The following is a 22884-nucleotide window of genomic DNA, read 5'->3' as shown; positions in this document are numbered from 1 at the left end:
GAAAAGTACGGAGTTTCCAGGGCTTGGTTGCGGTCGATCGCCACAATTGCCGATATCAATTTCGTTCACGGGCTGAATGCTTTATGACCGGGCTGGAAGCGCTGGATTGGGCGGACAATGGACGTCAGGGAATTCGAGGATCTGATCGGCAGGCTGGGTGAGGACATCTCGCGCTGGCCGGCGGAGCAGCGTCAATCGGCTGCTGATCTGCTTGCATCCTCTCCCGAAGCCGATCGATTGCTATCCGAGGCACGTCTCGTTCGTGAGGCGCTGTCGTCGCCGCCGGTTCGTGCACCCGCCGGCCTGACGTCGCGCATCCTTGCTGCGGCCCATCGCCTGGCCCAAGAGGAAGCGGCAACCCCGCCGGCTGACGCCCATCAGCCCGGCTGAGCCTTAGCCAGGACCGCGCTTGCGCGGCTGCGCTTCGGCCGGTCGGACTTCGCCGCTGGAACCGCAACACCATCGCAACTGTCATCTCGCTCAGTTTCTTGAGCTCGCTTGCGCGCGAATCGAGGGCGCCCGAGTGCGACGACGGCGAGCCGTCGCGCCGATGCAGATCGGGGCTTCGCACCAGGCGATTTTTGCCGCCTCTGCGCAACAGCGCGGCGGCAAATTCTGCCGTCGGATCAACTAATTCGATCGACTAATTGTGCGCCTGGAATCGGCGCTCTGGCCGTTTGATCAGCAAACGCCTTCACGACCGCGTGGTCGTGCTGTGTCCCGCCGCCGCTCGCGGCGCGAGCCGGAGTTCTGCCATGACCGTCACCGCCGCGAGTTCGTCGACCGCGACCACCTCATCGACATCATCGTCCAGCGACACATCGCGTACGACGCTCAGCTCGACCGACTTTCTTCAGCTGCTGGTGAGCGAACTGCAGAACCAGGATCCGCTCAACGCGACCAGCGTGACCGACTTCATCAACCAGATGACGTCCTACGCCAATTTCACCTCGCAGCAGTCGCTCAACAGCAGCATGACCTCGCTGGCCGGCTCGTTCTCGAGCCTGGTGACGCTGAATTCGGTGAACTACATCGGCCACACCGTCGAGGCCAAGAGTGACACTGCCGTCCTCTCGAACGGCTCGGCGACGTTCGGCTATTCGCTGTCGTCAGCAGCGTCAAACGTTTCGATCTCGATCAAGGATTCCTCCGGAAGCACGGTCTGGACAGGCACCGGGACCGGCAACAAGGGCGCCAATTCGATCACCTGGGACGGCACCGATTCCAGCGGCAATCAGCTCAGCAATGGCGGCCAGTACACGATCTCCGTGACGGCGACGGACTCCGCGGGCACCTCGGTCCTCAACTACACGACGGTCACCGGGACCGTAACCGGCATCGACACCTCGACCAGCACGCCGTCGCTCACCGTCGGCGGCGTTCCTGTCAGCGCCAGCAACATCATCGGCGTCACCGCCTGACCGCATTACCCGGAGTACAATCATGAGTCTTTCTGGAGCCCTGTCATCGGCGATCTCGGCGCTCAACGCGCAGAGCTCGTCGCTCGCCATGATCAGCGACAACATCTCCAACGCCGATACGACCGGATACAAGACCACGTCCGGCCTGTTCGAGCAGCTGGTGACGGCATCGAGCAGCTCGAAAGCCTATTCCTCGGGGGGCGTCTCGGTCTCCGGCCGTGCCAACATCACGCAGCAGGGGCTGCTGGCCGCCACCACCAACGCGACCGACGTCGCCATCCAGGGCTCGGGCTTCTTCGTCGCGACCAACTCGACTTCGGCCGGGGGTGAGACCTTCTACACGCGCAACGGCGCGTTCACGACCGACAATGCCGGCTATCTCGAGAACGACGGCTACTATCTCGAAGGCTGGCGCACAGATGCGAGCGGCAACGTGGTCGGCAACGGCCTCGAGCCGGTCAATACCAAGGTGGCGCTGACGAATGGTGGGGCGACGACCAAGACGTCGCTTGCGGCCAACCTGCCGGCCGATGCTGCGAGCGGAGACACCTTCAGCAGCTCGATGACGGTGTACGATTCGCTTGGCCAGTCGCATACGCTCAATGTGACCTGGACCAAGTCGGCGACGGCGAACGAATGGACTGCCGATGTCGCGCCTGCCACGGCGTCGGACGGCACCGTGACGAGCGGCACCTATACGATCGATTTCAACTCTGACGGCTCGCTGAGCACGGTCTCCTCGACCAATCTCGGCATCACCTGGAACAACGGCGCCGCGGCGAGCTCGATCACGCTCAGCTTCGGCACCACCGGCGGCGGCACCGACGGTCTGACCCAATTGTCGTCCGGCAGCACGACGCCGAGCGTCTCCAATTTCAGCGCCAATTCCGACGGCATCTCGTTCGGAACGCTGAGCAGCATTTCGGTCGGCAAGAACGGTCTTGTCGAGGCGACCTATTCCAACGGCCAGACGGTTCCGATCTACAAGATCGCGGTGGCGACCTTCGCCGATCCCAATGGCCTCGTGGCGCATAGCAGCGGCATGTACACGTCGACGGCGACATCGGGCAACGCGACCCTGCAGGCATCCGGCGAGAATGGTGCAGGGACCATTTACGGTAGCGAGCTGGAGTCGAGCACGACCGATACCACGGGCCAGTTCAGTAGCATGATCTCGGCTCAGCAGGCCTATTCGGCGGCGTCGCAGGTGATCTCGGCCGTCAACAAGATGTACGACACCCTGATCTCGTCGATGAGGTGATCATGGCCGACCTCAAGAGGGAGCGGCTCGGCGAGGGCGAGGTTCTGCTGAAGAAGCTGCGGCGGCTGAGACTGCGCGCCGCGACCGCCGGCAAGGACGACCGCGTGCAACTGTTGGCCTTGATCGACGATATCGAAACGGTCCGACGAAAGCTGCTTCGCGAATGTGCGCTGCTCGACGAGGAACTCAAGGTCGCCACCGTGAGGGTGACGGCGCTGAATACCTATGCGCGCGTCGCGCAAATCAGTCGCCGACCGCAGCGTGAACAGTAAGAGGGGAGCGACAGGATGAAACACGCAATTCAGGCCGATCGACGGCCCGCAAGCGAGGACGAGGTGCGGACCTTGATCGCGCTGATCGACGAACTCATCGCGGTGGTGTCGGAGGAGAATGTGGAGCTCGCCAAGGGATTGCCGGCCTCGCGCTCGAAGCAGCTCGACGACAAGAACCGGTTGGCCGGGTTGTTCGAGCAGCGGGTGGCCGAATGCGCCAGGCAGACGGCAAGCCTCGACGTCCGCGACCGCGTCCTGCGCGAGCAGCTCATGGAGCACATCCTCAACCTGCGTGGCGCGATGGATGAGAACCTCGTGCGGCTGCGGGCCGCGATCGAAGCCAGCAATCGTCGCATCGAGGCGGTCATGCAGGCGATCCGCGAGCAGATCGCAAATGCCTCCCCCTATGGAGCCGGTGGACGTCGTACCGCGCGTGCGACATCGTGCGGAACCAATGTGAGGGCGTGATGGCCAGCCAGCAGCGGGAGTAGGGCAATGTCGCTCGACATAGCACGGTTGGTCGCCTTCAGCGGCATCTCGGCCACGGAGCTGCAGATCAGCGTGGCGTCGTCGAACATCTCGAACGCCGACACGAAGGGGTATACGCAGAAGACGGCCAACCAGGTCACGAACGTGACCGGGGGAGTTGGAACCGGCGTTTCCATTACCGGCATTTCGAGCAATGTCGACAAGCTGCTGCTGAAATCCCTGATCGGAGCCAACTCCGAGCTCGGCGCGGCCGACACCACGAACAATTACCTGACGCAACTTCAGCAGTTGTTCGGCAGCGCGTCCACGTCCGGCACCTCGACGACGGGAACGTCGCTGGCAAACTCGCTGGCCTCGCTGGAGTCCGCCTTGTCGTCGCTGGCGAGCTCGCCCAGCAGCGTGTCGCTGCAATCGGCCGTGGTCAGCGCGCTGGACGATTTCGCCAGCCAGCTGCGCAGCACGTCGAGCGGCGTGCAGACGCTGCGCGCCAATGCCGACAAGGACATCGCGTCGTCGGTCCAGAGCGTCAACGACGACCTGCAGCAGGTCGCCGATCTCAACGTCGAGATCCGGAAGATGGCGGCGTCCGGCCAATCGACCGCGGATCTCGAGGACGAGCGCAACGCGGCGCTGCAGGACCTGTCGTCCTACATGAACGTCAGCTACTACACGGCGTCGAACGGCGATCTTCAGGTCTATACCTCGTCGGGGCGGGCTCTGGTCGACAGCTCGGCGCACACGCTGAGCTATACGGCCTCGGCGAATGTCTCGGCGGCGTCGAGCTATGCGTCCGGCGGCTTCAGCGGCATCACGGTCGACGGCGTCGACGTCACGTCCCAGATCACGTCGGGCAAGATCGGCTCGCTGGTCACGTTGCGGGACGAAACCCTGCCGGCCGCGCAGACCCAGCTCGATCAACTGGCCTCGCAGCTGAAATCGGCGCTGAATTCGATCACTGATGGCGCGTCGGCCGTTCCACCTCCGACTACCCTGACCGGATCCGCGAGCGTCAGCAGCACGACGGCCCTGGCGGCGTCCGGAACGGTCCGCATCGCCGTGGCTGACCAGAGCGGCAATCTCGTTTCGTATCAGGATCTCGACCTGTCGTCCTATGCGACGGTGGGCGATCTGGTCACGGCGCTCAACGGCATCTCCGGCGTCTCCGCCTCGATCGATTCCAGCGGGCACCTGTCGATCAGCGCCACGTCGTCGTCGAACGGCATCGCGATCAACGACATGACCAGCGCGATCGGCGGCAGCGGCTTCGCCGGCTATTTCGGCATGAATGACCTCGTCACCGGCACGAGCGCGGCCAATTTTGCCGTCAACAGTAGCATCCTGAGCGGCGCTGCCGGTCTTCCGACCGGCACGCTCGACGGCTCCGCGACCCTGACGACCGGCAGCCAGGTGCTGACGGCCGGCTCGGCGACGGTCATCAACGCGCTCATCGACAAGCTGACCGGCTCGACCAGCTTCGCCTCGGCCGGCGGCCTGAGCGCAACGAGCGGTTCGTTTGCCGACTATGCCGCGGCGATCGTCGCCAATGTGGCCAGCAAGGCGTCGCAGGCCGCGACGGCCTACACCGCGAAATCGACGGCCCAGTCGAGCTATGCGAGCTCGCTGTCCTCGCAGTCGGGCGTCAACCTCGACGAGGAGACGGCGCGGCTGAGCTCGCTTCAGAACAAATACGCTGCCGCCTCGCAGCTGATCTCCGTGATCAACAGCATGTTCTCGTCGTTGCTCACTGCCGTGCAGTCGACCTAGTCCGGAGCGCCTATCATGACGATGCGGATTGCGACATTCTCGAACTCCGACCAGATGATCGCGAGCGCGCTGCGGACGCAGGCGACCATGGCCAACCTCCAGGTGCAGGAGGCCTCGGGGCTGAAGACCGAGTATCTCGCCGGTTATGGCGCCGACACCCAGCACGTCGTCAATCTGCAGGTGTCGGTCACGCGGGCGCAGTCCTATATCGATGCCGCGACCCTGGCCGACAGCAAGGTGCAGGTGATGTATTCCGCCGTGGGACAGGTGTCGGACATCGTCAGTCAGCTGCGCACGGCGCTGAGTGCAGCGAGCTCCGGCAGCAGCACGGGAACCACGTCCGCGATCAGCAGCGCGCAGCAGTTGCTGCAGCAGATGGCGGGCATCCTGAACACCCAGTATGACGGGCAGTATCTGTTCGGCGGCGGACGAACCGCGACGGCGACGGTCGACACGTCGAGCTTCGCCTCCGGCACGGGATCGCTGACCACGACGGATAGCAGCTACTATCGGGGCGACGGCGAGCTGGCCTCGGTCCGGGTTTCCGATGGGCAGTCGGTCACCTATGGCGTCACCGCCCACAACCCGGCGTTCGAGGAGGTCATGCGGGTCCTGAAGTTCGTCGCCAACAGCTCGACCCTCTCCGGAACCGACGTCACCTCCGCATTGACGCTTGCCGATCAGGCGGTGGACGACGTCGCGACGGTGCAGGCCAAGCTCTCCGATGCGGCGTCCCGGATCGAGAGCGCGAAGTCGCAGCAGACCGATTACAAGAGCTATGCCGAGAGCCTGGCGACCGACCTGACCAGCGTAGACGTCGCTGCGGTCACCGCCCAGCTCTCGACATATCAGGCCCAGCTCACGGCGAGCTATACCGCCATCTCCAAGATCCAGAGCCTGAACCTCGCCAGTTACCTGCGCTGAGACAGCGGCACCGATTGCGGTCGGCGGGATGGGAATGGGCGGATCAAGGAAAACGCGAAAGCTCAGCAGCTCCATCTGCGGGAAGAGGATGATCAGGACGCCGAGCTGCCGAGGAATTTCGCACTGGAGTCGTCTGCGCCTTCGTCGCCACGGTCATGGGTCTCGCGCAGATCTGGTGGGTGATGGCGCTCGGCGCAATGAGGCGTTGGCAGCATTTGCCGTGGCGCGATCATGACGAGTCCGTCATCCGCGCGGCGGAGGTTGCGCATTGACGTGCCGGTGCGTCGGGCGAGCCCCACGCACCGGCGAACTCACGTCACCAGCGATGATGGGTGCGGATCACGCCATGGCCGTGGCGGTGTCCGAAATGACGGCCGCCGTGCCAGCCATGATGATGGCCCCAACCCGGACCGCGGTAATAGCCGTAGCTGTGCCGCCACGGCCGCGGGCCATAGGAATAGCCGTAGCTGCGATAGGCCGGGCGCGGCGCGTAACTGTAGCCATAGCCGCCGTAATAGGGGCGGTAGGCCGGGTAGTAGCCGCCATAGCCGTAGGGATAGGCGGCGTAGCGATACCCGCCGTAATAGGGATAGGGCGCGTAGCCGCCATAATAGGAGGGCGCGGCGATCGCTGATCCGATCACGGCCCCCGCCAGCAGCCCCGCGCCGATCGCGGCACCGCCGCCCCAGCCGCCATGCCAGCCGCCGTAGCGGACCTGCACGGCATGCGCGCTTTCGGCGCCCGGTTTGGCGGCTGCTGACAGCGACGTCAGCGGCGCAGCCGAGACCGAGTGCAGCGTGGACAGAGAAAGTGCGCCGGCGATGGCGAGCGTCGCGGCGGCTTTGAAGGTGACCATCCTGGTGTCTCCCGTTGATTCTGGGTCATGCTCAACCGGAACAGACGATCTTCGTTGCAGTCGTCCCGACGGACGTTTTGTCGCGCGCCATTGGTCCAGGTGGCGGTCGATGCCGGAGACCGGCATCGACCCTGGTGTCGTTACGGGCAGGAATGGCGCAGGCCGTCATTGCCGAGATAGGTGCCGGAGCCCGGGTCGTAGGACCGGAAGCGCTGGGCGCAATAGGCCTGGGCATTGGCGGCCTCGGCGCGGCTGTTGGCGATCGCGCCACCGATGATCGCGCCGGCCGCCAGACCGCCCAGGGCCGCGGCACCCGCACCGTAGCCGTGCCCGCCATAGCGATGGCCGTAATAGCCGTGGTGATGACCATAGCCGCCGCGCCAGTGGCGATACTGCACCTGCTGCAGCTCGGTCGCGTTCTGCGTGGCGGCGGCCGGCGCCGGATGGTTCGGCAGCAACGGCGCGGCGGCGAGCGGCGATGCGGTCGCGAGCGTCATCGTTCCGATGGTGGCGACCGTGAAAAGTTTGCGCAGATCCATCTGCGTGCTCCTTTCTGTTCGTTATGCGGAGGGCAACGGCTCGCCGCCGTCCTCCGTTCCGCGCCGCGACGGAGCATGTCGGCGGCACGAGGTCGCATCCCAGAGGGGAACCGTGACCGCAAGCTACTCGATCAGCGCATCGAGCAGCGCATCCGGACATTCTGTCATCATCGTATGCCCCGCACCGGGCAGCACGATGGTGCGCGATTGCTCGATCGCAGCCGCCAGCGCCTTGCCGGCTTTCAGCGGCGTCATCATGTCCTTCTCGCCGAGGATCAGCCGCGCCGGCACCTTGATCTTGGCCGCCGCCGCCAGCGCATCCTGATAGGCGTTGCAGGCGGAGAGATCGTTGAACAGCACGCCTGGCGCGCAGCGCTCCAGGGTCGCCTGCGCGCCGCCATGCATCCACAGCCCCGGCGCGCGGCTGCCGCCGAGCTCGGCGGCAAAACCGAGGCCCCAGATCGAGACCATGTCGATGGCGGCGTGATCATTGGCTTCGGCGGCGTTCAGGAGGTCAGGCCCGACTGTCATCGTGGCCGCGGTGCCGATCAGGCTCAGCGCCGACACGCGATCGGGATGGCGGGCCGCGGCATCGAGCGCGATCAGCGAGCCCATCGAGTGGCCGATCAGGTGCGCAGGCTTGGCGTGCACCGCCTGCAAGAGCGCGACGATCCAGTCGGCCATCGCAGCAATGGTCGGCAGCGCCGGGCCGGCCGAGCGGCCGTGGCCCGGCAGGTCGGGCGCCAGCACGGCAAAGCCGTGATGGGCGAACCAGCGGCTGTGCAGCGCCCAGACCGAATGATCGAAGCCGGCGCCATGGATGAAGACGACGGCGGGCAAGGACGAATCGAACTCGCGGCCGCCCGTGGCGGCGAAGACCTCATGATCTCCGATCGACAGCTGCATGGCTCACACCTTCTGCGAGGCGCGCAGCGCCTGTCCGAGATCGTCGATGATGTCGCCGGCCGCCTCGATGCCGACGGAGAGCCGGATCAGCTCCTCGCCGATCCCTGCCGCGGCGAGCTGGGCTGCGTCCATCTGCTGATGCGTGGTCGAGGCGGGATGGATCACCAGCGTCTTGGCGTCGCCGACATTGGCGAGATGGCTGATCAGCTTCAGGCTCTCGATGAACTTGCGTCCTGCGGGACGTCCGCCCTTGATGCCGAACGAGATGATCGAGCCGGCGCCGCGCGGCAACAGCGCCTTGGCGAGCGCATGGTCCGGATGCGTCTCGAGCGAGGGATGCAGCACCCAGTCGACGGCCTTGTTGGCCGTCAGCACCGCCAGCACCGCGGCGGTGTTCGCGACGTGGCGCTCCATGCGCAGATGCAAGGTCTCGACGCCCTGAAGCAGATGGAACGCGTTGGTCGGCGACAGGCAGGCGCCGAAATCGCGCAGGCCCTCGGTGCGCGCGCGCATGATGAAGGCGGCTGTGCCGAACTGCTCGTCGAAGACGATGCCGTGATAGCCGGCATAGGGCTCGGTGAGTTGAGGGAATTTGCCGGACGCGCGCCAGTCGAACCGGCCGCCGTCGATGAGCGCGCCGCCGATCGCGATGCCGTGGCCGCCGAGCCATTTGGTGGCGGAGTGCATCACGATGTCGGCGCCTTGGGTGATCGGCTGGCTGAGAAAGGGCGTCGCGAAGGTGTTGTCGATCAGGAGCGGCACGCCGGCCGCATGCGCGATCGCCGAGACCTTGGGAATGTCCAGCACCTCGAGGCCGGGGTTGCCCAATGTCTCGCCGATCAGCAGCCGCGTGTTCGGCTTGATCGCGGCGCGGAAACCGTCGTGATCCCTGGGCTTGACGAAGCTCGTGGTGATGCCGAAGCGCGGCAGCGTGTGGGCGAGCAGATTGATGGTGCCGCCATAGAGCGAGGAGGAGGCGACGATGTGATCGCCCGCATTCAACAGCGTGGCAATGGCGAGATGCAGCGCCGCCTGGCCGCTCGCGGTGCAGACGGCGCCGACGCCGCCCTCGAGCGCGGCAAGCCGCTCCTCGAGCACGGCGGTGGTCGGGTTGGAGATGCGGGTATAGATGTGGCCGGCGCGCTCGAGATTGAACAGCGCCGCGGCGTGCTCGGTGTCGTCGAACACATAGGACGTGGTCTGGTAGATCGGCACTGCGCGGGCGCCGGTTGCGGGATCCGGGTGCTGGCCCGCGTGCAGGCTCAGGGTCTCGAAGGCGGGCGGTTTCGGCGGCGGCATGCGGATCAACTCTCCTCAAGCAGAACGCGTCTTCTGCCACAGATTTCGCCGTCCGTCAGGGGCGGCGCGGCGTGCCGCCCCTGACGCATCGATCAGCCGGCGAAGCGCTGCGGGAAAAGGCCGGCCGAGGCGATCTCGGCGATGGAGAGACGTGCGCTCGGCTTCTCGCGCTCCTTGAGCATGGCCGGCAGCTTGTCGCCATCGCCCTTGCGGCCGACCGCGATCGCGATCTCCACGGCGAAACCGTCGGGGACGCCGAGCGCCGTCTGCGCGGCGGCGACATCGAACCCGCTCATGCCGTGGGTGACCCAGCCGGACACCGCCGCCTGGTTGGCGAAATTGGCCCAGGCCGCGCCGGCATCGAAGGAATGCGTCCGCGTCGGTGCCGGCTCGGTCTTCCCCGCCGGGATGAAGGTCTTCTTCGACAGCACGTAGACGATCGCCGCGGCATGCTGCGCCCAGCCGCGATTGAACTCGACCAGCGGCGCCAGGAAGGTGTCGAACTCGGCCGAGCCGCGCAGCGCGTAGAGGAAGCGCCAGGGCTGCGAGTTGTACGAGGAGGGGGCCCAGCGCGCCGCCTCGATGAAGGTCAGGAGCTCCGTTTCGGGCAGCGCCTCGTCGCTGAAGCCGCGCGGCGACCAGCGATCGACGAAGATGCGATGCGCCGGATGCTCGGTGATGCGATCGGTCGGCGGGGGAAGATGGGCAGTCACGGTGGTCTCCTTCGTTCAGGCCCGTCGTCGGGCCTCGTGCCGCGCCTCGCTGCGGAGCACAATCCTCGGCCCCTGTGTGGCTCACGGCGCCTTGGGAGTCCAGATCGCCAACGCAGATGTGTCCACCTTGACCGGCAGCACGCGCTCGGCAAGGAAAGCGTCCGCGATCTTCTGCTGCTCCGAGAGGCCGGCCGCGGTGACCGCGCCGACCTGGTAGGAGCGGTGGCTGTTGGCCTCCTCGACGGTGGCGGCATCGATGCCCCAGAGCGCCGCGAGCTGGCCGGCCGCGGCGGCCGGATTGGCCTTCACCCATTTGCCGGTCTCGACCAGCTTGCCATAGATGACGTCGAGCGCGTCGCCATGCTTGGCAGCGTAGTCGGCAGCGGCGAGATAATAGCGCTTGTAGCTGGCAAGCCCGTCGCTACCGTCGGCGAGCACGCGCGCCCCGGACTGGCGGATGGTGCTGGTCAGGAACGGATCCCACGCCACCCAGGCGTCCACATTGTTGCTGACGAAAGCGGTGCGGCCGTCGGCGGGTGGCAGATAGGCCGGGGTGATGTCCTTGAAGGTCAGACCAGCCTTGGCGAGCGCCGACAGCAGCAAATAGTGGCTCCCCGCGCCCTTGGTGACCGCGATCTTCTTGCCTTTCAGATCGGCCAGCGTCCTGGTCGGCGATGCCGTCGCCACGAGGATCGCCTGCGCCGACGGCGAGGCGGCTTCCTCCGCGACATAGGCGAGCTTCGCGCCCGCGGCCTGCGCAAACACCGGGACGGTGTCGGCAACATCGGCGCCGAAATCGATGCTGCCGATGTTGATCGCTTCCAGCAGCGGCAGGCCGCTGGAGAATTCGTGCCAGGACACCTTGATGCCGAGCGGCGCCAGCACCGTCTCCAGCTCGCCATTGCTCTTGAGGAGAGCAATCAGGGTCGAGGACTTCTGATAGCCGATGCGCAGCGTCTCGGCGGCGTCGGCTCGCGGCGTGGCGAGCGCGCCGAGCAGGGCGAGCGCCATCACCAGGACGCCGCGGCGGGCGAGATGCGAGGATCGCGCGCGGCGCAGTCCGCTGAAGGACGGGGTCATTCGGAAATCTCCCAAACAGGCGATGGCGTGCACTTGTCCCGGATCATTCGCAGGATCGGGAGTGTTGCGCAATTTTGCAGATCGGTTCGGATGGAGAGGAAAGTTCTTCATGTGGCCGCGTCGCGAGAAGTTTGTTTTCTTGGCGCGTGAGAGACCCGGTGGACAGCCGCTCGCATCCTCGCGGCGCGCATGGCGTCCGAGATGTGTCTGCCGTTTGTCCCTCTTTCGATGAGAGGGCACAGGGAAGGCCGGGCGTCGACTGACACCCATGGCCCGCGTGCAAAAAGGAAGCACGCGGCGGTTACCACAGGATCAGCCGGACATCCGGCCTTCCCTGCGCAATGGGCTTACGGCTTATACGCGATCTCCCCGGTGCGCCGGGCTTTCTGGCCACCGTCATCCGCGAGACACGCAAGCATCTTCGCGAACTTGATACTAGCGTCGGAGTATCAGGACCACGCGATTTCGCCGTCCGGCTCCCCTCGTTCGTCCGCGCGCTTGACGCACGCTGCGACGAGAACCGGCCATCGCATCCCACACCAACGTTTCGTGACGTTCGCGAAGCGCCCCTCTCGATCGGGCGGGATGGGGTGATACAACCATGAATTCCGAAAAAAAGAAACAAGAATATTTTCTGTTGGGGGACTGGACAGGGCAAATCAGCTTGAGAACGCGGGCGAATTTCGTTTTTTCGCGCAAGCGCGAGGAGAAGCAATAGGCTCGTCACGCAAGATCTGGAGCTTCGGCGTATGACAATCGGCTTGTGCCCCTCTGCCTCCACGTCATGGCCGGGCGTCGTCCCGGCCATCTTTGGTAACTCTCCGCGGAGGTTTGGGCGGGTTGTCCGATCGAACGTCCCTACAACTGCCGGCCGAAATGAAGCGCGGGAGCTCAAGAGCGGATTTGGCCTGACGTCTGCGACTTGCTCCGTGCAGCAAACCGGCAGCCATTGGGGGCAGTAGCCGCGGAGCAGGCGCATTCGGAGGACAGCCGTGACTAAAGCAAACCTCAGCGACCGAGTCAGCGGCGTCCGATTCAGCCCAAAGGAGACGTCGAGCACACCGACTGACCGGACATCAGGAACTCATCCAGTCATTGCCATTTCCCGGCCACAGCACGATGGTGCAAAAGTGCGGCAGGAGTCAGGAACGTCATGATCTGGACGATCATCATCCGCCCGTTTATCCTCGCCTTGGCATGCGGTGCAGCCGCTCAATCGGTCGCGAACGCGTCCGACGCCAGTTGGGATAAATGCCTCATAGCCCCGAGACGGGCCTGCGTCCTACGTGAGGCCGCAGAAGTCGCCGGCACCATCGGCGACCCGCACTTGTCTGCGCGCGAACTCGGCGAGATTGCCAAGGCACAGTTGAAGGCCGGCCTGTTCACTGAGGCCGCCACGACGATCGATCTGGCTTTGCAGGTCGCGAAGTCGATCGCCAAGGATAGCTATGATCGCGACGACGCACTCGAGACCATCACGCAGGTTCAGGCGCAGGCCGGCAAGCTCGCCGACGCGCTGGAGACCGCCAAATCGATCGAGAACCGCCACGTACAGGCCGCGGCGTTCGGGGCGATCGCTATTGCAGAGGGGAACGCCGGCCGGCTGGAAGATGCGCTTCGACGGGTGCAGGCGATCGAGGACTTGCCGGATCGTGCCCTCATCATACGCCGGGTGACCTGGGAGCTGCGCGCCAGCGCAGTGGCGCGGGGAGAGGACGACAAGATCGTGGCCGCGCTTCAAACAGTGCTAGCGGTCGAACAGCGGTATCCGCCGCCCATAGTGATTACGGGCGTTCATCACCCCTCGGAATTCATCCCGGCGCTCGCCATCATCGCGCAAGCGCAGGCCCGCGCGGGAAAAGTCACCGACGCCATGCGGGTTGCGAGACTGGTCTCGCGCTCGATGGAGCGCGCCCAGACGTTTGCAGCCATTGGCGTCGCGCTAGCGCGGGCCGGTGCGGTCGGTTCGGCCTTGGAAGTTGCGCGATCGATCGACGATCGCTGGGAGCGCGGCATCGTGCTCGGGTACATTCTCGAGCCTCGGCTGACGCCCGATCTCATCGCCGATGAGGCGACTACGTCCGGCTCGCCTGTGAAAGCGGAGGTCCCTAACAAGGTCCGGGATTTCGTCGCCGCCTTCACAGATCGCGAGCAGCGTGCCACCGTGCTCTGCCTTATCGCGATGACGTTGGCGAACAACGGCCGCCTGGACGAAGCCATCGCGCTCGCGGAGCCAATCGATCAGGACAAACCACGCGCCTTCGCTTGGCACGCCATTGCCAAGGCGCAAGCGAAGGCCGGCATGGCCACACAATCGATCGCGTCCTTCGACCGGGCCGTCCAGGCTGCGTTGTCGTTCCAACCGAACGACGGGATTTTGTCGAAAATCGCCGTCTCACAAGCGGATGCCGATCAGATCGATGAAGCCCTCCATGTCACCCGACTGATCGGCGGTACCATGGCTACGGCGGGATCTGTCGCAAAGGTCATGAGCGATGGCAAGCTCGCCAACGTCGACTATGACCGTCGCTATGCACTGCGCGCGATCGCCAAGGCGCAAGCAAGAGCCGGCAGGACGGTGGACGCCTTTCAGAACGCGTCGGCGCTCAGGCTGGGTCCTGATATCATTTCCCCAGGGCTCGGCGTCGTCGCCGAAGAACTCGCCGAGGCTGGACGGATCGCCGAAGCGATCGATGCCGCCGCGGCCGAGGACAATCTCCATCGTCGCTCCGAGCTGCTCGCATCGATTGCCAAGGCCATGGCTGAAGCCGGCAGGATCGACCAGGCGAAGCAGGTGACGCAACACGTCACCTGGGGGCGCGATCAGGTCGAAGCCCTAGCGTCAATCGGCGGCGCGCAGGCGAAGGCGGGCCTCATGGCCGATGCTCTGGCGAGCTTCGCCGAGGCCATGCAGATCGCGTACGCGCAGCCTTACAAGAACACGACGGCCGATGCCCTCGTGAAGATTGCGAGCCGACTATCGAACTGAACTTGCAGGTCCGCGATCGGTATATGAACACATTGCACGAGATCACCCCATTCTCTTGTTTTGCGCGACTTTCCGGTTAGGTATTTCGCGACACGGTCGGGCGCCTCTGTCATGTCCCGAGATCTCCTTTACAGGCACTCCCGGACTCTGGAGGTCTGTCGTTGGCTGCGGCTGCCGACTTGCGGCGCTGCATCAAGTCAGCGGCGTATCTGGGATACGGCGGCATCACGTCAACGTCGCGTCGCGGCAGCCCGTGGTCGTGCAGAGGTACTCAGTTTCGCTAAGGAGAGGCGGAGACGCGCCGGCTGCGGGACTACCCGGCCTTACGTCTGGGAGGCTTATTCGCGGTGGAAAGATACGCACAGAACATGTCCGCCATCGCATCGGCATAGGCTGATATCTCGGCCCGGCTGCGCGGCGTTTCCGAGAAGTGCTTGCCCACCTGGCTGAGCGTCGTCTTGATCAGGTCGGCGGCCCGCACGCGTTCCGCCTGGCCGGAATCGGGCAGCACCTCGCGCATGAAAGCGAGCATGGCGCGGTGGCCGCTTGTCCTGGCCCGGCGCGCCTCGGGCGCATCGCGATAGAGCGGGGCGGCGTCGTCGAGCGCGCCACGCACCGCGGCTTCGTCGCACTCCGATTGCAGGAACGCGTGAACGAGGGCGCGCAATCGCGTCAAGGGCGGACGGCTGGTGTCCTCCAGAATGCCGTGCAGCAGCTGCGTCGTCTGCTGCCACTCGTCGCTCTGCAGCCGGAACAGGATCGCCGCCTTGTTCGGGAAATACTGATACAGCGAGCCGATGCTGACGCCGGCCTTCTCGGCGACGCGCGCGGTGGTAAAGCGCTGCGCGCCCTCGGTTGTCAAAACCTGAACGGCGGCCTGCAGAATGGCCGCGACGAGGTCGGCCGAGCGCGTCTGTTGCGGCTGTTTTCTCGCGGAAATCTGGGCTTTTCGAGCAGGGGCCATGGCGTGGTCCGGAATGCGATTAGCGAATGCGAATGATTAGTCGTATTTTGACCTGGACGCAAACGACCCACCTCAGAGGACGGAGAACGAACATGATCACCCTCACCACCCAACCAGTGGCATCGCTGCTGGATCGCCTGCTCGCCGAGGCCACGCTGCTGCGGCCGGAGACGAGCCCGATGTTTGCCGGCATGACCGAACGCGGCGAGCAGCTGATGCGCAGCAAGTCCGGCCATGTCGAGCTGTACACGCAGCTGAAGGACTTTCCGCTTCCTGTCTCGCGCGAGACCGGCGTGCTGCTTTACATGCTGGCGCGCAGCTTCGAGGTCCGCACCGTCGTCGAGTTCGGCACCTCGTTCGGCATCTCGACCCTGTTCCTCGCCGCGGCGCTGCGCGACAATGGCGGCGGCCGGCTGATCACCACCGAGTTCGAGCCGTCGAAGATCGCGCGTGCGCGCGGCAATCTGGCCGCCGGCGGTCTGCTCGATCTCGTCGAGATCCGCGAAGGCGACGCGCTGCGGACGCTCAGCACCGATCTTCCGGAGACGATCGATCTGGTGCTGCTCGACGGTGCCAAGCCGCTGTACGGCGATATCCTGGCGCTGCTCGAGAGCCGGCTCAGGGCGGGCGCGTTCATCATGGCCGACAACGCCGACGACAGCCCGGATTATCTCGCCTACATCCGTTCGCCGGCCAACGGCTACCTCTCGGTGCCGTTCGGCGACGATGTCGAGCTGTCGATGCGGCTTGGGTGAGCGGCGCGCGACGAACGGCGATGCCTGTCGTCCTCAAAAACGAGGGGATCGGGAGTTGACGTTCCACCGGCGATTGGTCACGAGGAAGTCCCCTCATCGTGAGCGACCGACCTGCATGCTTCGTATCCTCCTGATCAATCCCAACAGCTCGGCCGCGACCACCGCGATGATGGTGTCGATTGCGGCCGCCTGCTGCGCCGGCCGGGCAGAGGTGGTCGGCGCGACCGCGATGCGGGCGCCGGCCATGATCGTCGATGCCGAGGCGCTGGCGGCATCGGCTGCGGAGGTGGTCGACATCGGCTGCGCGCATCGCGATGCTTGCGATGGCATCATCGTTGCGGCGTTCGGCGATCCCGGCGCCGCGGAGCTGCGCGGGCTCTGCCCGATGCCGGTGGCCGGGATCGGCGAGGCGTCGATGCGCGAGGCTGCGCAAAGCGGGCGGCGCTTCGGCGTCGCCACGGTGACGCCGGCGCTGGTCGCGAGCATCGCAGGTCTCGCAGAGAGACTCGGGCTGTCGGCGCAGTTCACCGGGACGCGGCTGACCGAGGGCGACCCGGCTGCGCTCGCCGCCGATCCGGCGCGGCTTGCGTCGGCCCTGGCCGCAGCCACGCGCGCCTGCATCGCGGACGATGGTGCGCAAGCCGTGATCATCGGCGGCGGACCGCTGGCGCAGGCGGCCGATCAGCTGCAGCCGCAATTCGCCGTGCCGATCATCAAGCCGATCGCGGCAGCGGTTTCGCAATTGCTGCAGCGGCTGTCCGCGTGAGGCCAAACGCGCTGTGCTATGGCCGGTAGCCCGCCGCCGGATGCGGGGCCGCGAGCCGGGCACGGCCGAACAGCTTTTCGCGCAGCGTCCCCGGCTGGTAGGCCTTCTTGTAGCGGCCGCGTCTGGTCAGCTCCGGCACCAGCATGTCGGCGACATCGGCAAAACTCTCCGGTGACAGCGCAAAGGCGAGGTTGAGACCGTCGATCCCGGTCTGCTCGATCCAACTCTCGATGAGATCGGCGACCTTCGCCGGCGAGCCGACGAACACCGGGCCGATGCCGCCGATGCCGACATGCTCGGCAACCTCGCGCACGGTCCACACCCGGTCCGGATCGGCCCGCGTGACGTTGTCCATCGCGCTGCGGCCGGCATCGTTGAGCACGTGGCGGACCTGCTGGTCGAGGTCGTAGGTCGAGAAGTCGACGCCGGTCCAGCCCGACATCAAGGTCAGCGACGCCTCGTGGTCGATGTAGCGGCGATAGTCGGCGAACTTCGCCTCGGCCGCCGCATCGGTTTCGCCGAGCACGACGGTGGCGATGCTGAAGATGACGATGTCGCTGCCCGCGCGACCCGCGTCGGCGGCGGCCTGGCGGATCGCGGCGACGCGCGGCGCGATGATCTTGGCCGACGGGCCGGACATGAACACGCATTCGGCATGCCGGCCGGCGAACACGCGGCCGCGCGGCGAGGTGCCGGCCTGATACAGCACCGGCGTCCGCTGCGGCGACGGCTCACAGAGATGGATGGCGTCGAGCTGGTAGTTCTCGCCGTGATGGCTGACGCGGTGGACCTTCGTGGGATCGGTGAACACGCCGCTGGCCCGGTCGCGCTTGACGGCGTCGTCCTCCCAGCTGCCTTCCCACAATTTGTAGACGACCTCCATGTATTCGTCGGCGACATCGTAGCGGTCGTCATGCGCGGTCTGGCGGTCCTTGCCCATGCCACGCGCGGCACTGTCGAGATAGCCGGTGACGATGTTCCAGCCGATGCGGCCTTCGGTGAGATGATCGAGCGTCGACATCCGCCGCGCGAACGGGTAGGGCGGCTCATAGGACAGCGTGCAGGTGACGCCGAAGCCGAGATGCTCGGTCACGGCGGCCATGGCCGAGATCAGCATCATCGGATCGTTCACCGGCACCTGGATGGCGTGACGGAGCGCCGCGTCGGGGTTGCCGCCATAGACATCGTAGACGCCGAGCACATCGGCGAGAAACAGTCCGTCGAAGCGGCCGCGCTCCAAGGTCTTGGCGAGGTCGAGCCAATAGGGCAGGCGATTGTAGTCGGAGGACCGGTCGCGCGGATGCCGCCACAGGCCGGGCGACTGGTGCCCCACGCAGTTCATCGCAAACGCATTCAACCTGATGTCCGCAGCCATGATGTCCCTCGGCGCTTCCTCGACGCCCATCAGATGGCACGCTTCGGCCGACGTTTTCAATCGCACCCCTGCGCACGGCCGCTTGCGGCGGGCGCAGGCTTGGCTATGGTCGGAAGCGATCGAGCGCGCCGCGAAGCAACGACGATGCGTGACGGGCTTTGGCCCGCAGGTGTGGGGACGACTGTGAGGACGATCGTGAGGACGACCGTGATGACGATCCGTGTGACGGCGCTGACCGCGGTCTTGCTGACGACGTCCGCCATGGCGGCCGCGCAGGCGGAGGAGTTCAAGGCGAGCTGCACCACGCTGGCGCAAGGCTTCTCCGGCAGCGGCCGCATCGTCACGGCGGAATTCGTCGCTGCAGGCGGCGTGCAACTGGCGCCGCCCGCGCCTGCGGGCGCGACCGCACCCGCGCCGGATCACTGCCTGATCCGGGGCAAGATCAACGAGCGTACCGGCATCGACGGCAAGCCCTATGCTGTTGGCTACGAGCTGCGATTGCCCGCGACGTGGAATGGCAAGTTCGTCTTTCAGGGCGGCGGCGGCGTCGACGGCGTGCTGCGCCCGGCACTCGGCCTGCTCACCGGCGCGACGCCGCCCAACGGACTCTCGAACGGCTATGCCGTCGCCTCGACCGACTCGGGCCATCTCGAGGAGCCGGGGCCGCTCGGGCCGTATCTGTTCGGCCTCGATCCGCAGGCGCGGCGGGACAAGGGCTACAGCTCGATCCCGCCGGTGGCCGCGGCGGCGAAGGCCGCGGCCGAGAAGCTGTACGGCAAGGCACCGCGCCGGTCCTACTTCGCTGGCTGCTCCAACGGCGGCCGCCAGGCGATGGCGGTGACGCAGCGCTTCCCCGAGCTGTTCGACGGCGTCATCGCCGGCGCGCCGGCCTATCGCGTGCCGCTGGCCGGCATCGACGTGATCGCGCAGGAGCAGGCGCTGCTGGCGATCGCGCCTCCGGGACCTGACGGCAAGGCCGATGTGGGCAGCGCGCTGACCGACGACGACCTGAAGCTCGTCGCCGATGCCGTGACCGGCTCTTGCGACGGCGCCGACGGTGCCAAGGACGGCATGGTGCAGGATGTCATGGCCTGCCGCTTCGATCCGGCCGTGCTCGCCTGCAAGGAGGGCGAGAGCGCGCAATGCCTGTCCGCTCCAAAGCTGAAGGCCGTCAGGCTGATGTTCGACGGCAGCCGCAATTCCATGGGCGGATTGATCTATGCGCGCTGGCCGTATGATCCCGGCCTTGCCGCGCCCGGCTGGCGCGCCTGGAAGCTCGGTACGCCCAAAGCGAGTCCGCCCAATGCGCGCAACCTCACGCTCATTCCCGGCGGCGTCGCCTATGATTTCATGAGCCCGCCGGAGACGCCGGAGGATCTCGTCGCCTGGGTGCGCAATTTCGATCTCGACCGCGATCCGCGGAAGGTGATGAAGGGCGCCGGCGGCTTCGACGCCGGCATGGAATATGAGGCCGCGACCTCGACCGATCTCGACGCCTTCAAGGCGAAGGGCGGCAAGATGCTGTTCTATCACGGCACGGCCGACCCGATCTTCTCGGCGCTCGACACGATCGACTATGTCGATCAGCTCAAGACCAGATACGGCCCTGATGCCGACGGCTTTGCGCGGCTGTTCCTGGTTCCCGGCATGAACCATTGCGGCGGCGGACCCGCCACCGATCAGTTCGACTTGCTGACCGCGCTGGACCGATGGGTGGAGGGCACGGCCGCGGCGCCCGAGGCGATCCGGGCCACCGCGCGGCGCGCGCCCGATGTGCCATGGCCCGGGCGCACACGCGATCTCTGCGCGTTCCCGAGGGTGCTGACCTACAAGGGCAGCGGCAGCCTCGAGGATGCGGCGAATTTCGAGTGCCGCTGAACCGGTCGTGCATGTCGTCTGCACGGTGCACGATCACTTGATGAGCGGTTGAATTGGGATGGGTACGAGCCGATCTATCCGCCAGCGCCGGCCTGTCTCCGCAGCGTTGCGGCTCCCATCAGCCCTCAGACCGTTCAATCATGGTTGCCGTCAAGACGCGAGCCTTCACCATTCTGTGCGAGTTCGAGCACGCCCAGACCGAGCTGATCGGGAAATGCGTGGCCTTGAGCGACGGCAAGGCGGGAACCGTCGAGCAGGTGTATCTCGACGAGCTGCATGGGTTGCGCATCACCCTCAGCGGTCATGACGGGCGCTGGCCGGTGTCGACCATCAAGTTCACGCAATCCTGAGCGGCGGCGTTGGTCTCGGATCTGGAGCGCTCAAGCGATCGAGCGGCTCGATAAACGCTGCTTGGCGTGCCCGCTGGCAAAGCTCTCGATGAGGCGCCGCAGCTTGGCCCGGTGCACGCGACGTGCGGCTTCCGCGGCGGGCAGCCAGGCCAGCTTCCGCTGCCCGCGTTCGGGATAGCGTCCATGCTGCTTGGTCACCTTCAGCGGGTAGAGCTTGACCTCGCACGGGATCTTCCGCTTGCCCTTGCGCTTGCTGTGCTTGAAACGGCCGAGCGGCTGGCGGCCGATCTTGCCGCGCAAGCCTGCCTCTTCATACGCCTCGATCGCCGCGACCCGATGCGGACCCTTGCGAAGGATCGGCGAGCCCTTCGGCACCGACCAGCGCTGCTTGCGCCGGGTGGTGATCAGCAGGATGCTGAGCTGCGCGGCCTCGATACGAAAGGGCAGGGCGGCAAATTGCTTGTTCTTCATGAGACCCCCTTTCGTCGAATGCCTTGAACCATACACCGGCTCGATTGGTTCCTGAGAGAGCTGCCGGAAAACCTGGGCCGCTGCATATCAAATGATCCGAGAGCGGGCCGGCGCCGCGGCTACCGTCGATGCTCCCGGCGCGGCCGGCCGCTGCTGGTCTGCCGTCCGGGACGACGTTGGTCACGGCCGATTCACCTATGTTGATGCGCGCGGCATCGCCTGATCTAGAGTTGTCGATGCGCATCAATGAAACTGGATGCAATCCCGCATGGAAGTAGAAGGTCAAAAGAAGCGGCGCCGGCGTGTCAAGCAGACGATGTCGCTGGGTGAGCGGTTGCTGGCGATGGCGCGCGAGGCGCGAGACAGGGCGAAACGTCTGCCCCCGGGCATCGAACAGGCCACGCAGCTGCGGCGCGCCCGCGAGGCCGAAGCGATCGTCGAGCTCGATCGCTTCCTGACGGCTCCAGCACGCAGCACGCCGCCGCGATCGCGTTGACGCCGTCTCGCGCCGGCCTCGGACGACGTGGCGCGGCGCCGCAGAGGTCGCCACGCAGCAGGTCACCAAGCAACAATGCCGACCGAGCAATACTGCCGCGGCTGCTGTTGCTCGAATTGATGCAGGCATCGCTGCAGCAACGCGCTCGACAGGATCGACGTCCTGAGCGACCGCAACGACCATGCGTTGGGCAAGGCAGTCCAGAGACGCGAGCACGATCAAACCATTTCCAAGGCCGCGCGGATTGAAGCATGTTTGGTTGGTGGCGAGGGCGCCCTCGGCTTCACGGCCGACGGGCGTTTTTTGGGGACGCGGGACGGACGACGTGTCGCGTTGGGGGGCTCTCGACGACCGGCTCCGTCCGGCGTCGTCGCGCGCATCGCTGATCTGGCTGCGGCCGCGAAGGCGAGAGCGCCGGGCTGGTGGTATTTCCGGAGCTTGCGGCAACAGGGCTGACCGAATCCGGCCGAGACGGCGAGCCAATTCCCGGCCGCGTTACCGCCGGGCTTTGCGGATATCGCCAATCCGTATCACCGGCGTCACTTCGGTGTTCGCGGTGGCGAGAGCAATGCCAATTCGCATTCGCGAATGTGTGCGACGCCGCGAATTTCGATCCCGGGGTCAGCGGCGTGTTCGGTCCGGAACCATTGGCGTTTCCGCGCCGCGATCGTCGCAGGCGGGGAGGGGATCGCGACCGTCGAAATCGACACCCGCAATCTCGACAGCGTCTGTTCGACCAACGTTGTCAGGCGGAAGGATGTCGTCCTGCATGCCCATGCCGCGCTCGTATCGTCCGCCGGTGCAACCGAAGGCGGGCAATTCCTGACGCTGCGCGCGCCCACCGTTCCAAAATGGAACGGAAACCGCGTGTGAGGGGTTCGAGCGTGGGGGCGACAGCGCTATCCACATTTCTGCACAGCCGTCGCAAAAAGTTCTTGCGCGGGATGCGGCATCGCACTATCTCACCACCACGCCAGCCGGACATCACTGATGACTGAGGCCCCCGACTTTCGGGACCGACGTTGCTTTTCGTCTGACTGGCTCCTGAGTTTTTCTTCAAGAAATGCTCTTGACGGTCTCTGAAAATCGGCTATGTGAAGCGCCCCGGACATCGGGACTTCTTCGGCGAAACAGACGATCGAAGATGATGCACTAAGTAGTTCGAGCGAACTAACAAGTGCGGGCTGTTTGACAAGTGAAGATGAAGAAAGAGAAACGTGGACGGCGGAGTCCTTGCGGGTCTCGGGATTGAGGGCTTCGGCTTTTGGTTCTGAGATCGGACGAGAAGACTTCGGCGGACAATGTTTCAAAGGTAA

Annotated in this window: 24 protein-coding genes; 14 read left to right on the top strand and 10 right to left on the bottom strand. The window is 65.7% G+C overall.

The features are described from left to right. The first annotated feature begins 117 nt into the window (after positions 1-117). The 7 genes from ACQR1F_RS28725 (at position 118) to ACQR1F_RS28695 (ending at position 6131) form a co-directional block, all read left to right on the top strand. Positions 118-390: a hypothetical protein gene (locus ACQR1F_RS28725; RefSeq protein WP_434914300.1), complete on the top strand. Its 273-nt coding sequence runs from the start codon at positions 118-120 to the stop codon at positions 388-390. Between the two features lie 365 nt (positions 391-755). Further along, a complete protein-coding gene (locus ACQR1F_RS28720; protein ID WP_434914299.1) occupies positions 756-1421 on the top strand; it encodes a flagellar hook assembly protein FlgD in 666 nt (221 codons plus the stop codon). A 22-nt stretch (positions 1422-1443) separates the two neighbouring features. After that, positions 1444-2682 (top strand): flagellar hook protein FlgE, encoded by a 1239-nt coding sequence (gene flgE / locus ACQR1F_RS28715; RefSeq protein WP_315805148.1) that lies wholly within the window; start codon positions 1444-1446, stop codon positions 2680-2682. A 2-nt stretch (positions 2683-2684) separates the two neighbouring features. Then, a complete protein-coding gene (locus ACQR1F_RS28710) occupies positions 2685-2954 on the top strand; it encodes a hypothetical protein (protein ID WP_315805149.1) in 270 nt (89 codons plus the stop codon). A gap of 15 nt (positions 2955-2969) precedes the next feature. After that, positions 2970-3422 (top strand): flagellar protein FlgN, encoded by a 453-nt coding sequence (locus ACQR1F_RS28705; protein ID WP_315805150.1) that lies wholly within the window; start codon positions 2970-2972, stop codon positions 3420-3422. Between the two features lie 27 nt (positions 3423-3449). Then, a complete protein-coding gene (flgK, locus tag ACQR1F_RS28700) occupies positions 3450-5207 on the top strand; it encodes a flagellar hook-associated protein FlgK (RefSeq protein WP_434891076.1) in 1758 nt (585 codons plus the stop codon). Positions 5208-5222: 15 nt separating this feature from the next. Continuing rightward, positions 5223-6131: a flagellin gene (locus ACQR1F_RS28695; RefSeq protein ID WP_434914298.1), complete on the top strand. Its 909-nt coding sequence runs from the start codon at positions 5223-5225 to the stop codon at positions 6129-6131. 316 nt (positions 6132-6447) lie between these two features. Here ACQR1F_RS28695 and ACQR1F_RS28690 read toward each other — a convergent pair whose 3' ends face one another. The 6 genes from ACQR1F_RS28690 to ACQR1F_RS28665 all read right to left on the bottom strand — a co-directional run bounded on the left by ACQR1F_RS28690 (position 6448) and on the right by ACQR1F_RS28665 (position 11524). Beyond that, positions 6448-6987, bottom strand: coding sequence for a hypothetical protein (locus ACQR1F_RS28690; RefSeq protein WP_434914297.1), 540 nt, complete (start codon positions 6985-6987; stop codon positions 6448-6450). Positions 6988-7127: 140 nt separating this feature from the next. Further along, positions 7128-7526, bottom strand: a complete 399-nt coding sequence (locus tag ACQR1F_RS28685) for a BA14K family protein (RefSeq protein WP_434872405.1) — start codon at positions 7524-7526, stop codon at positions 7128-7130. Positions 7527-7649: 123 nt separating this feature from the next. Next, positions 7650-8432: an alpha/beta fold hydrolase gene (locus ACQR1F_RS28680; protein ID WP_434914296.1), complete on the bottom strand. Its 783-nt coding sequence runs from the start codon at positions 8430-8432 to the stop codon at positions 7650-7652. Between the two features lie 3 nt (positions 8433-8435). Then, the gene (locus ACQR1F_RS28675; protein WP_434914295.1) at positions 8436-9731 is read right to left on the bottom strand and encodes an O-acetylhomoserine aminocarboxypropyltransferase; all 1296 of its coding nucleotides are present in this window, start codon (positions 9729-9731) and stop codon (positions 8436-8438) included. 92 nt (positions 9732-9823) lie between these two features. Beyond that, positions 9824-10444 carry a nitroreductase family protein gene (locus tag ACQR1F_RS28670; protein WP_315805157.1) on the bottom strand — a complete coding sequence of 207 codons (621 nt, stop codon included), beginning with the start codon at positions 10442-10444 and terminating at the stop codon, positions 9824-9826. A gap of 81 nt (positions 10445-10525) precedes the next feature. Further along, entirely contained in the window at positions 10526-11524 is a 999-nt protein-coding gene (locus ACQR1F_RS28665; protein ID WP_434882703.1) for an aliphatic sulfonate ABC transporter substrate-binding protein, read from the bottom strand. 1153 nt (positions 11525-12677) lie between these two features. On the opposite strand from ACQR1F_RS28665, the gene ACQR1F_RS28660 reads away from it, so the two are divergent. Next, a complete protein-coding gene (locus ACQR1F_RS28660) occupies positions 12678-14513 on the top strand; it encodes a hypothetical protein (protein WP_316238628.1) in 1836 nt (611 codons plus the stop codon). 313 nt (positions 14514-14826) lie between these two features. On the opposite strand, the gene ACQR1F_RS28655 is transcribed toward ACQR1F_RS28660, so the two are convergent. Then, positions 14827-15477 carry a TetR family transcriptional regulator gene (locus ACQR1F_RS28655; protein ID WP_434914294.1) on the bottom strand — a complete coding sequence of 217 codons (651 nt, stop codon included), beginning with the start codon at positions 15475-15477 and terminating at the stop codon, positions 14827-14829. Between the two features lie 92 nt (positions 15478-15569). Here ACQR1F_RS28655 and ACQR1F_RS28650 point away from each other — a divergent pair, with 92 nt between their 5' ends. Beyond that, positions 15570-16232: an O-methyltransferase gene (locus ACQR1F_RS28650; RefSeq protein WP_434882704.1), complete on the top strand. Its 663-nt coding sequence runs from the start codon at positions 15570-15572 to the stop codon at positions 16230-16232. Between the two features lie 115 nt (positions 16233-16347). Then, the gene (locus ACQR1F_RS28645; RefSeq protein WP_434914293.1) at positions 16348-16998 is read left to right on the top strand and encodes an aspartate/glutamate racemase family protein; all 651 of its coding nucleotides are present in this window, start codon (positions 16348-16350) and stop codon (positions 16996-16998) included. Between the two features lie 16 nt (positions 16999-17014). Here the strand turns inward: ACQR1F_RS28645 and ACQR1F_RS28640 are convergent, their stop codons facing one another. Further along, positions 17015-18373 (bottom strand): LLM class flavin-dependent oxidoreductase, encoded by a 1359-nt coding sequence (locus ACQR1F_RS28640; RefSeq protein ID WP_434914291.1) that lies wholly within the window; start codon positions 18371-18373, stop codon positions 17015-17017. Between the two features lie 210 nt (positions 18374-18583). Between ACQR1F_RS28640 and ACQR1F_RS28635 the strand changes: the two genes are divergently transcribed. Next, positions 18584-20251, top strand: coding sequence for a tannase/feruloyl esterase family alpha/beta hydrolase (locus tag ACQR1F_RS28635; RefSeq protein ID WP_434914290.1), 1668 nt, complete (start codon positions 18584-18586; stop codon positions 20249-20251). Positions 20252-20391: 140 nt separating this feature from the next. Beyond that, the gene (locus ACQR1F_RS28630) at positions 20392-20601 is read left to right on the top strand and encodes a PRC-barrel domain containing protein (RefSeq protein WP_315805163.1); all 210 of its coding nucleotides are present in this window, start codon (positions 20392-20394) and stop codon (positions 20599-20601) included. Positions 20602-20631: 30 nt separating this feature from the next. Here the strand turns inward: ACQR1F_RS28630 and ACQR1F_RS28625 are convergent, their stop codons facing one another. After that, a complete protein-coding gene (locus ACQR1F_RS28625; RefSeq protein WP_434872397.1) occupies positions 20632-21072 on the bottom strand; it encodes an NUDIX hydrolase in 441 nt (146 codons plus the stop codon). Positions 21073-21340: 268 nt separating this feature from the next. On the opposite strand from ACQR1F_RS28625, the gene ACQR1F_RS28620 reads away from it, so the two are divergent. Together ACQR1F_RS28620 and ACQR1F_RS28615 are read left to right on the top strand one after the other, a co-directional pair. Beyond that, entirely contained in the window at positions 21341-21568 is a 228-nt protein-coding gene (locus ACQR1F_RS28620) for a hypothetical protein (RefSeq protein ID WP_315805173.1), read from the top strand. A 588-nt stretch (positions 21569-22156) separates the two neighbouring features. Further along, complete coding sequence (locus ACQR1F_RS28615) at positions 22157-22441, top strand: hypothetical protein (protein ID WP_434914289.1); 285 nt, start codon at positions 22157-22159, stop codon at positions 22439-22441. Positions 22442-22530: 89 nt separating this feature from the next. Here ACQR1F_RS28615 and ACQR1F_RS28610 read toward each other — a convergent pair. Then, positions 22531-22884 (bottom strand): hypothetical protein (locus ACQR1F_RS28610; RefSeq protein ID WP_434914288.1); only part of this gene is annotated, 354 nt, incomplete at its 5' end.

Source organism: Bradyrhizobium sp. HKCCYLS3013, from assembly GCF_051167615.1.
Classification (GTDB): Bacteria; Pseudomonadota; Alphaproteobacteria; order Rhizobiales; family Xanthobacteraceae; genus Bradyrhizobium.
Note: the sequence above shows the minus strand (reverse complement) of the source record. Positions and strands in the feature narration are given on the sequence as shown.

Bases quoted from the DNA above. Each gene is read 5' to 3' on its own strand.
- ACQR1F_RS28725 (WP_434914300.1), top strand. From the start codon at position 118: ATGGACGTCAGGGAATTCGAGGATCTGATCGGCAGGCTGGGTGAGGAC.
- ACQR1F_RS28720 (WP_434914299.1), top strand. From the start codon at position 756: ATGACCGTCACCGCCGCGAGTTCGTCGACCGCGACCACCTCATCGACA.
- flgE (WP_315805148.1), top strand. From the start codon at position 1,444: ATGAGTCTTTCTGGAGCCCTGTCATCGGCGATCTCGGCGCTCAACGCG.
- ACQR1F_RS28710 (WP_315805149.1), top strand. From the start codon at position 2,685: ATGGCCGACCTCAAGAGGGAGCGGCTCGGCGAGGGCGAGGTTCTGCTG.
- ACQR1F_RS28705 (WP_315805150.1), top strand. From the start codon at position 2,970: ATGAAACACGCAATTCAGGCCGATCGACGGCCCGCAAGCGAGGACGAG.
- flgK (WP_434891076.1), top strand. From the start codon at position 3,450: ATGTCGCTCGACATAGCACGGTTGGTCGCCTTCAGCGGCATCTCGGCC.
- ACQR1F_RS28695 (WP_434914298.1), top strand. From the start codon at position 5,223: ATGACGATGCGGATTGCGACATTCTCGAACTCCGACCAGATGATCGCG.
- ACQR1F_RS28690 (WP_434914297.1), bottom strand. From the start codon at position 6,987: ATGGTCACCTTCAAAGCCGCCGCGACGCTCGCCATCGCCGGCGCACTT.
- ACQR1F_RS28685 (WP_434872405.1), bottom strand. From the start codon at position 7,526: ATGGATCTGCGCAAACTTTTCACGGTCGCCACCATCGGAACGATGACG.
- ACQR1F_RS28680 (WP_434914296.1), bottom strand. From the start codon at position 8,432: ATGCAGCTGTCGATCGGAGATCATGAGGTCTTCGCCGCCACGGGCGGC.
- ACQR1F_RS28675 (WP_434914295.1), bottom strand. From the start codon at position 9,731: ATGCCGCCGCCGAAACCGCCCGCCTTCGAGACCCTGAGCCTGCACGCG.
- ACQR1F_RS28665 (WP_434882703.1), bottom strand. From the start codon at position 11,524: ATGACCCCGTCCTTCAGCGGACTGCGCCGCGCGCGATCCTCGCATCTC.
- ACQR1F_RS28660 (WP_316238628.1), top strand. From the start codon at position 12,678: ATGATCTGGACGATCATCATCCGCCCGTTTATCCTCGCCTTGGCATGC.
- ACQR1F_RS28655 (WP_434914294.1), bottom strand. From the start codon at position 15,477: ATGGCCCCTGCTCGAAAAGCCCAGATTTCCGCGAGAAAACAGCCGCAA.
- ACQR1F_RS28650 (WP_434882704.1), top strand. From the start codon at position 15,570: ATGATCACCCTCACCACCCAACCAGTGGCATCGCTGCTGGATCGCCTG.
- ACQR1F_RS28645 (WP_434914293.1), top strand. From the start codon at position 16,348: ATGCTTCGTATCCTCCTGATCAATCCCAACAGCTCGGCCGCGACCACC.
- ACQR1F_RS28640 (WP_434914291.1), bottom strand. From the start codon at position 18,373: ATGGCTGCGGACATCAGGTTGAATGCGTTTGCGATGAACTGCGTGGGG.
- ACQR1F_RS28635 (WP_434914290.1), top strand. From the start codon at position 18,584: ATGACGATCCGTGTGACGGCGCTGACCGCGGTCTTGCTGACGACGTCC.
- ACQR1F_RS28630 (WP_315805163.1), top strand. From the start codon at position 20,392: ATGGTTGCCGTCAAGACGCGAGCCTTCACCATTCTGTGCGAGTTCGAG.
- ACQR1F_RS28625 (WP_434872397.1), bottom strand. From the start codon at position 21,072: ATGAAGAACAAGCAATTTGCCGCCCTGCCCTTTCGTATCGAGGCCGCG.
- ACQR1F_RS28620 (WP_315805173.1), top strand. From the start codon at position 21,341: ATGGAAGTAGAAGGTCAAAAGAAGCGGCGCCGGCGTGTCAAGCAGACG.
- ACQR1F_RS28615 (WP_434914289.1), top strand. From the start codon at position 22,157: ATGTGTGCGACGCCGCGAATTTCGATCCCGGGGTCAGCGGCGTGTTCG.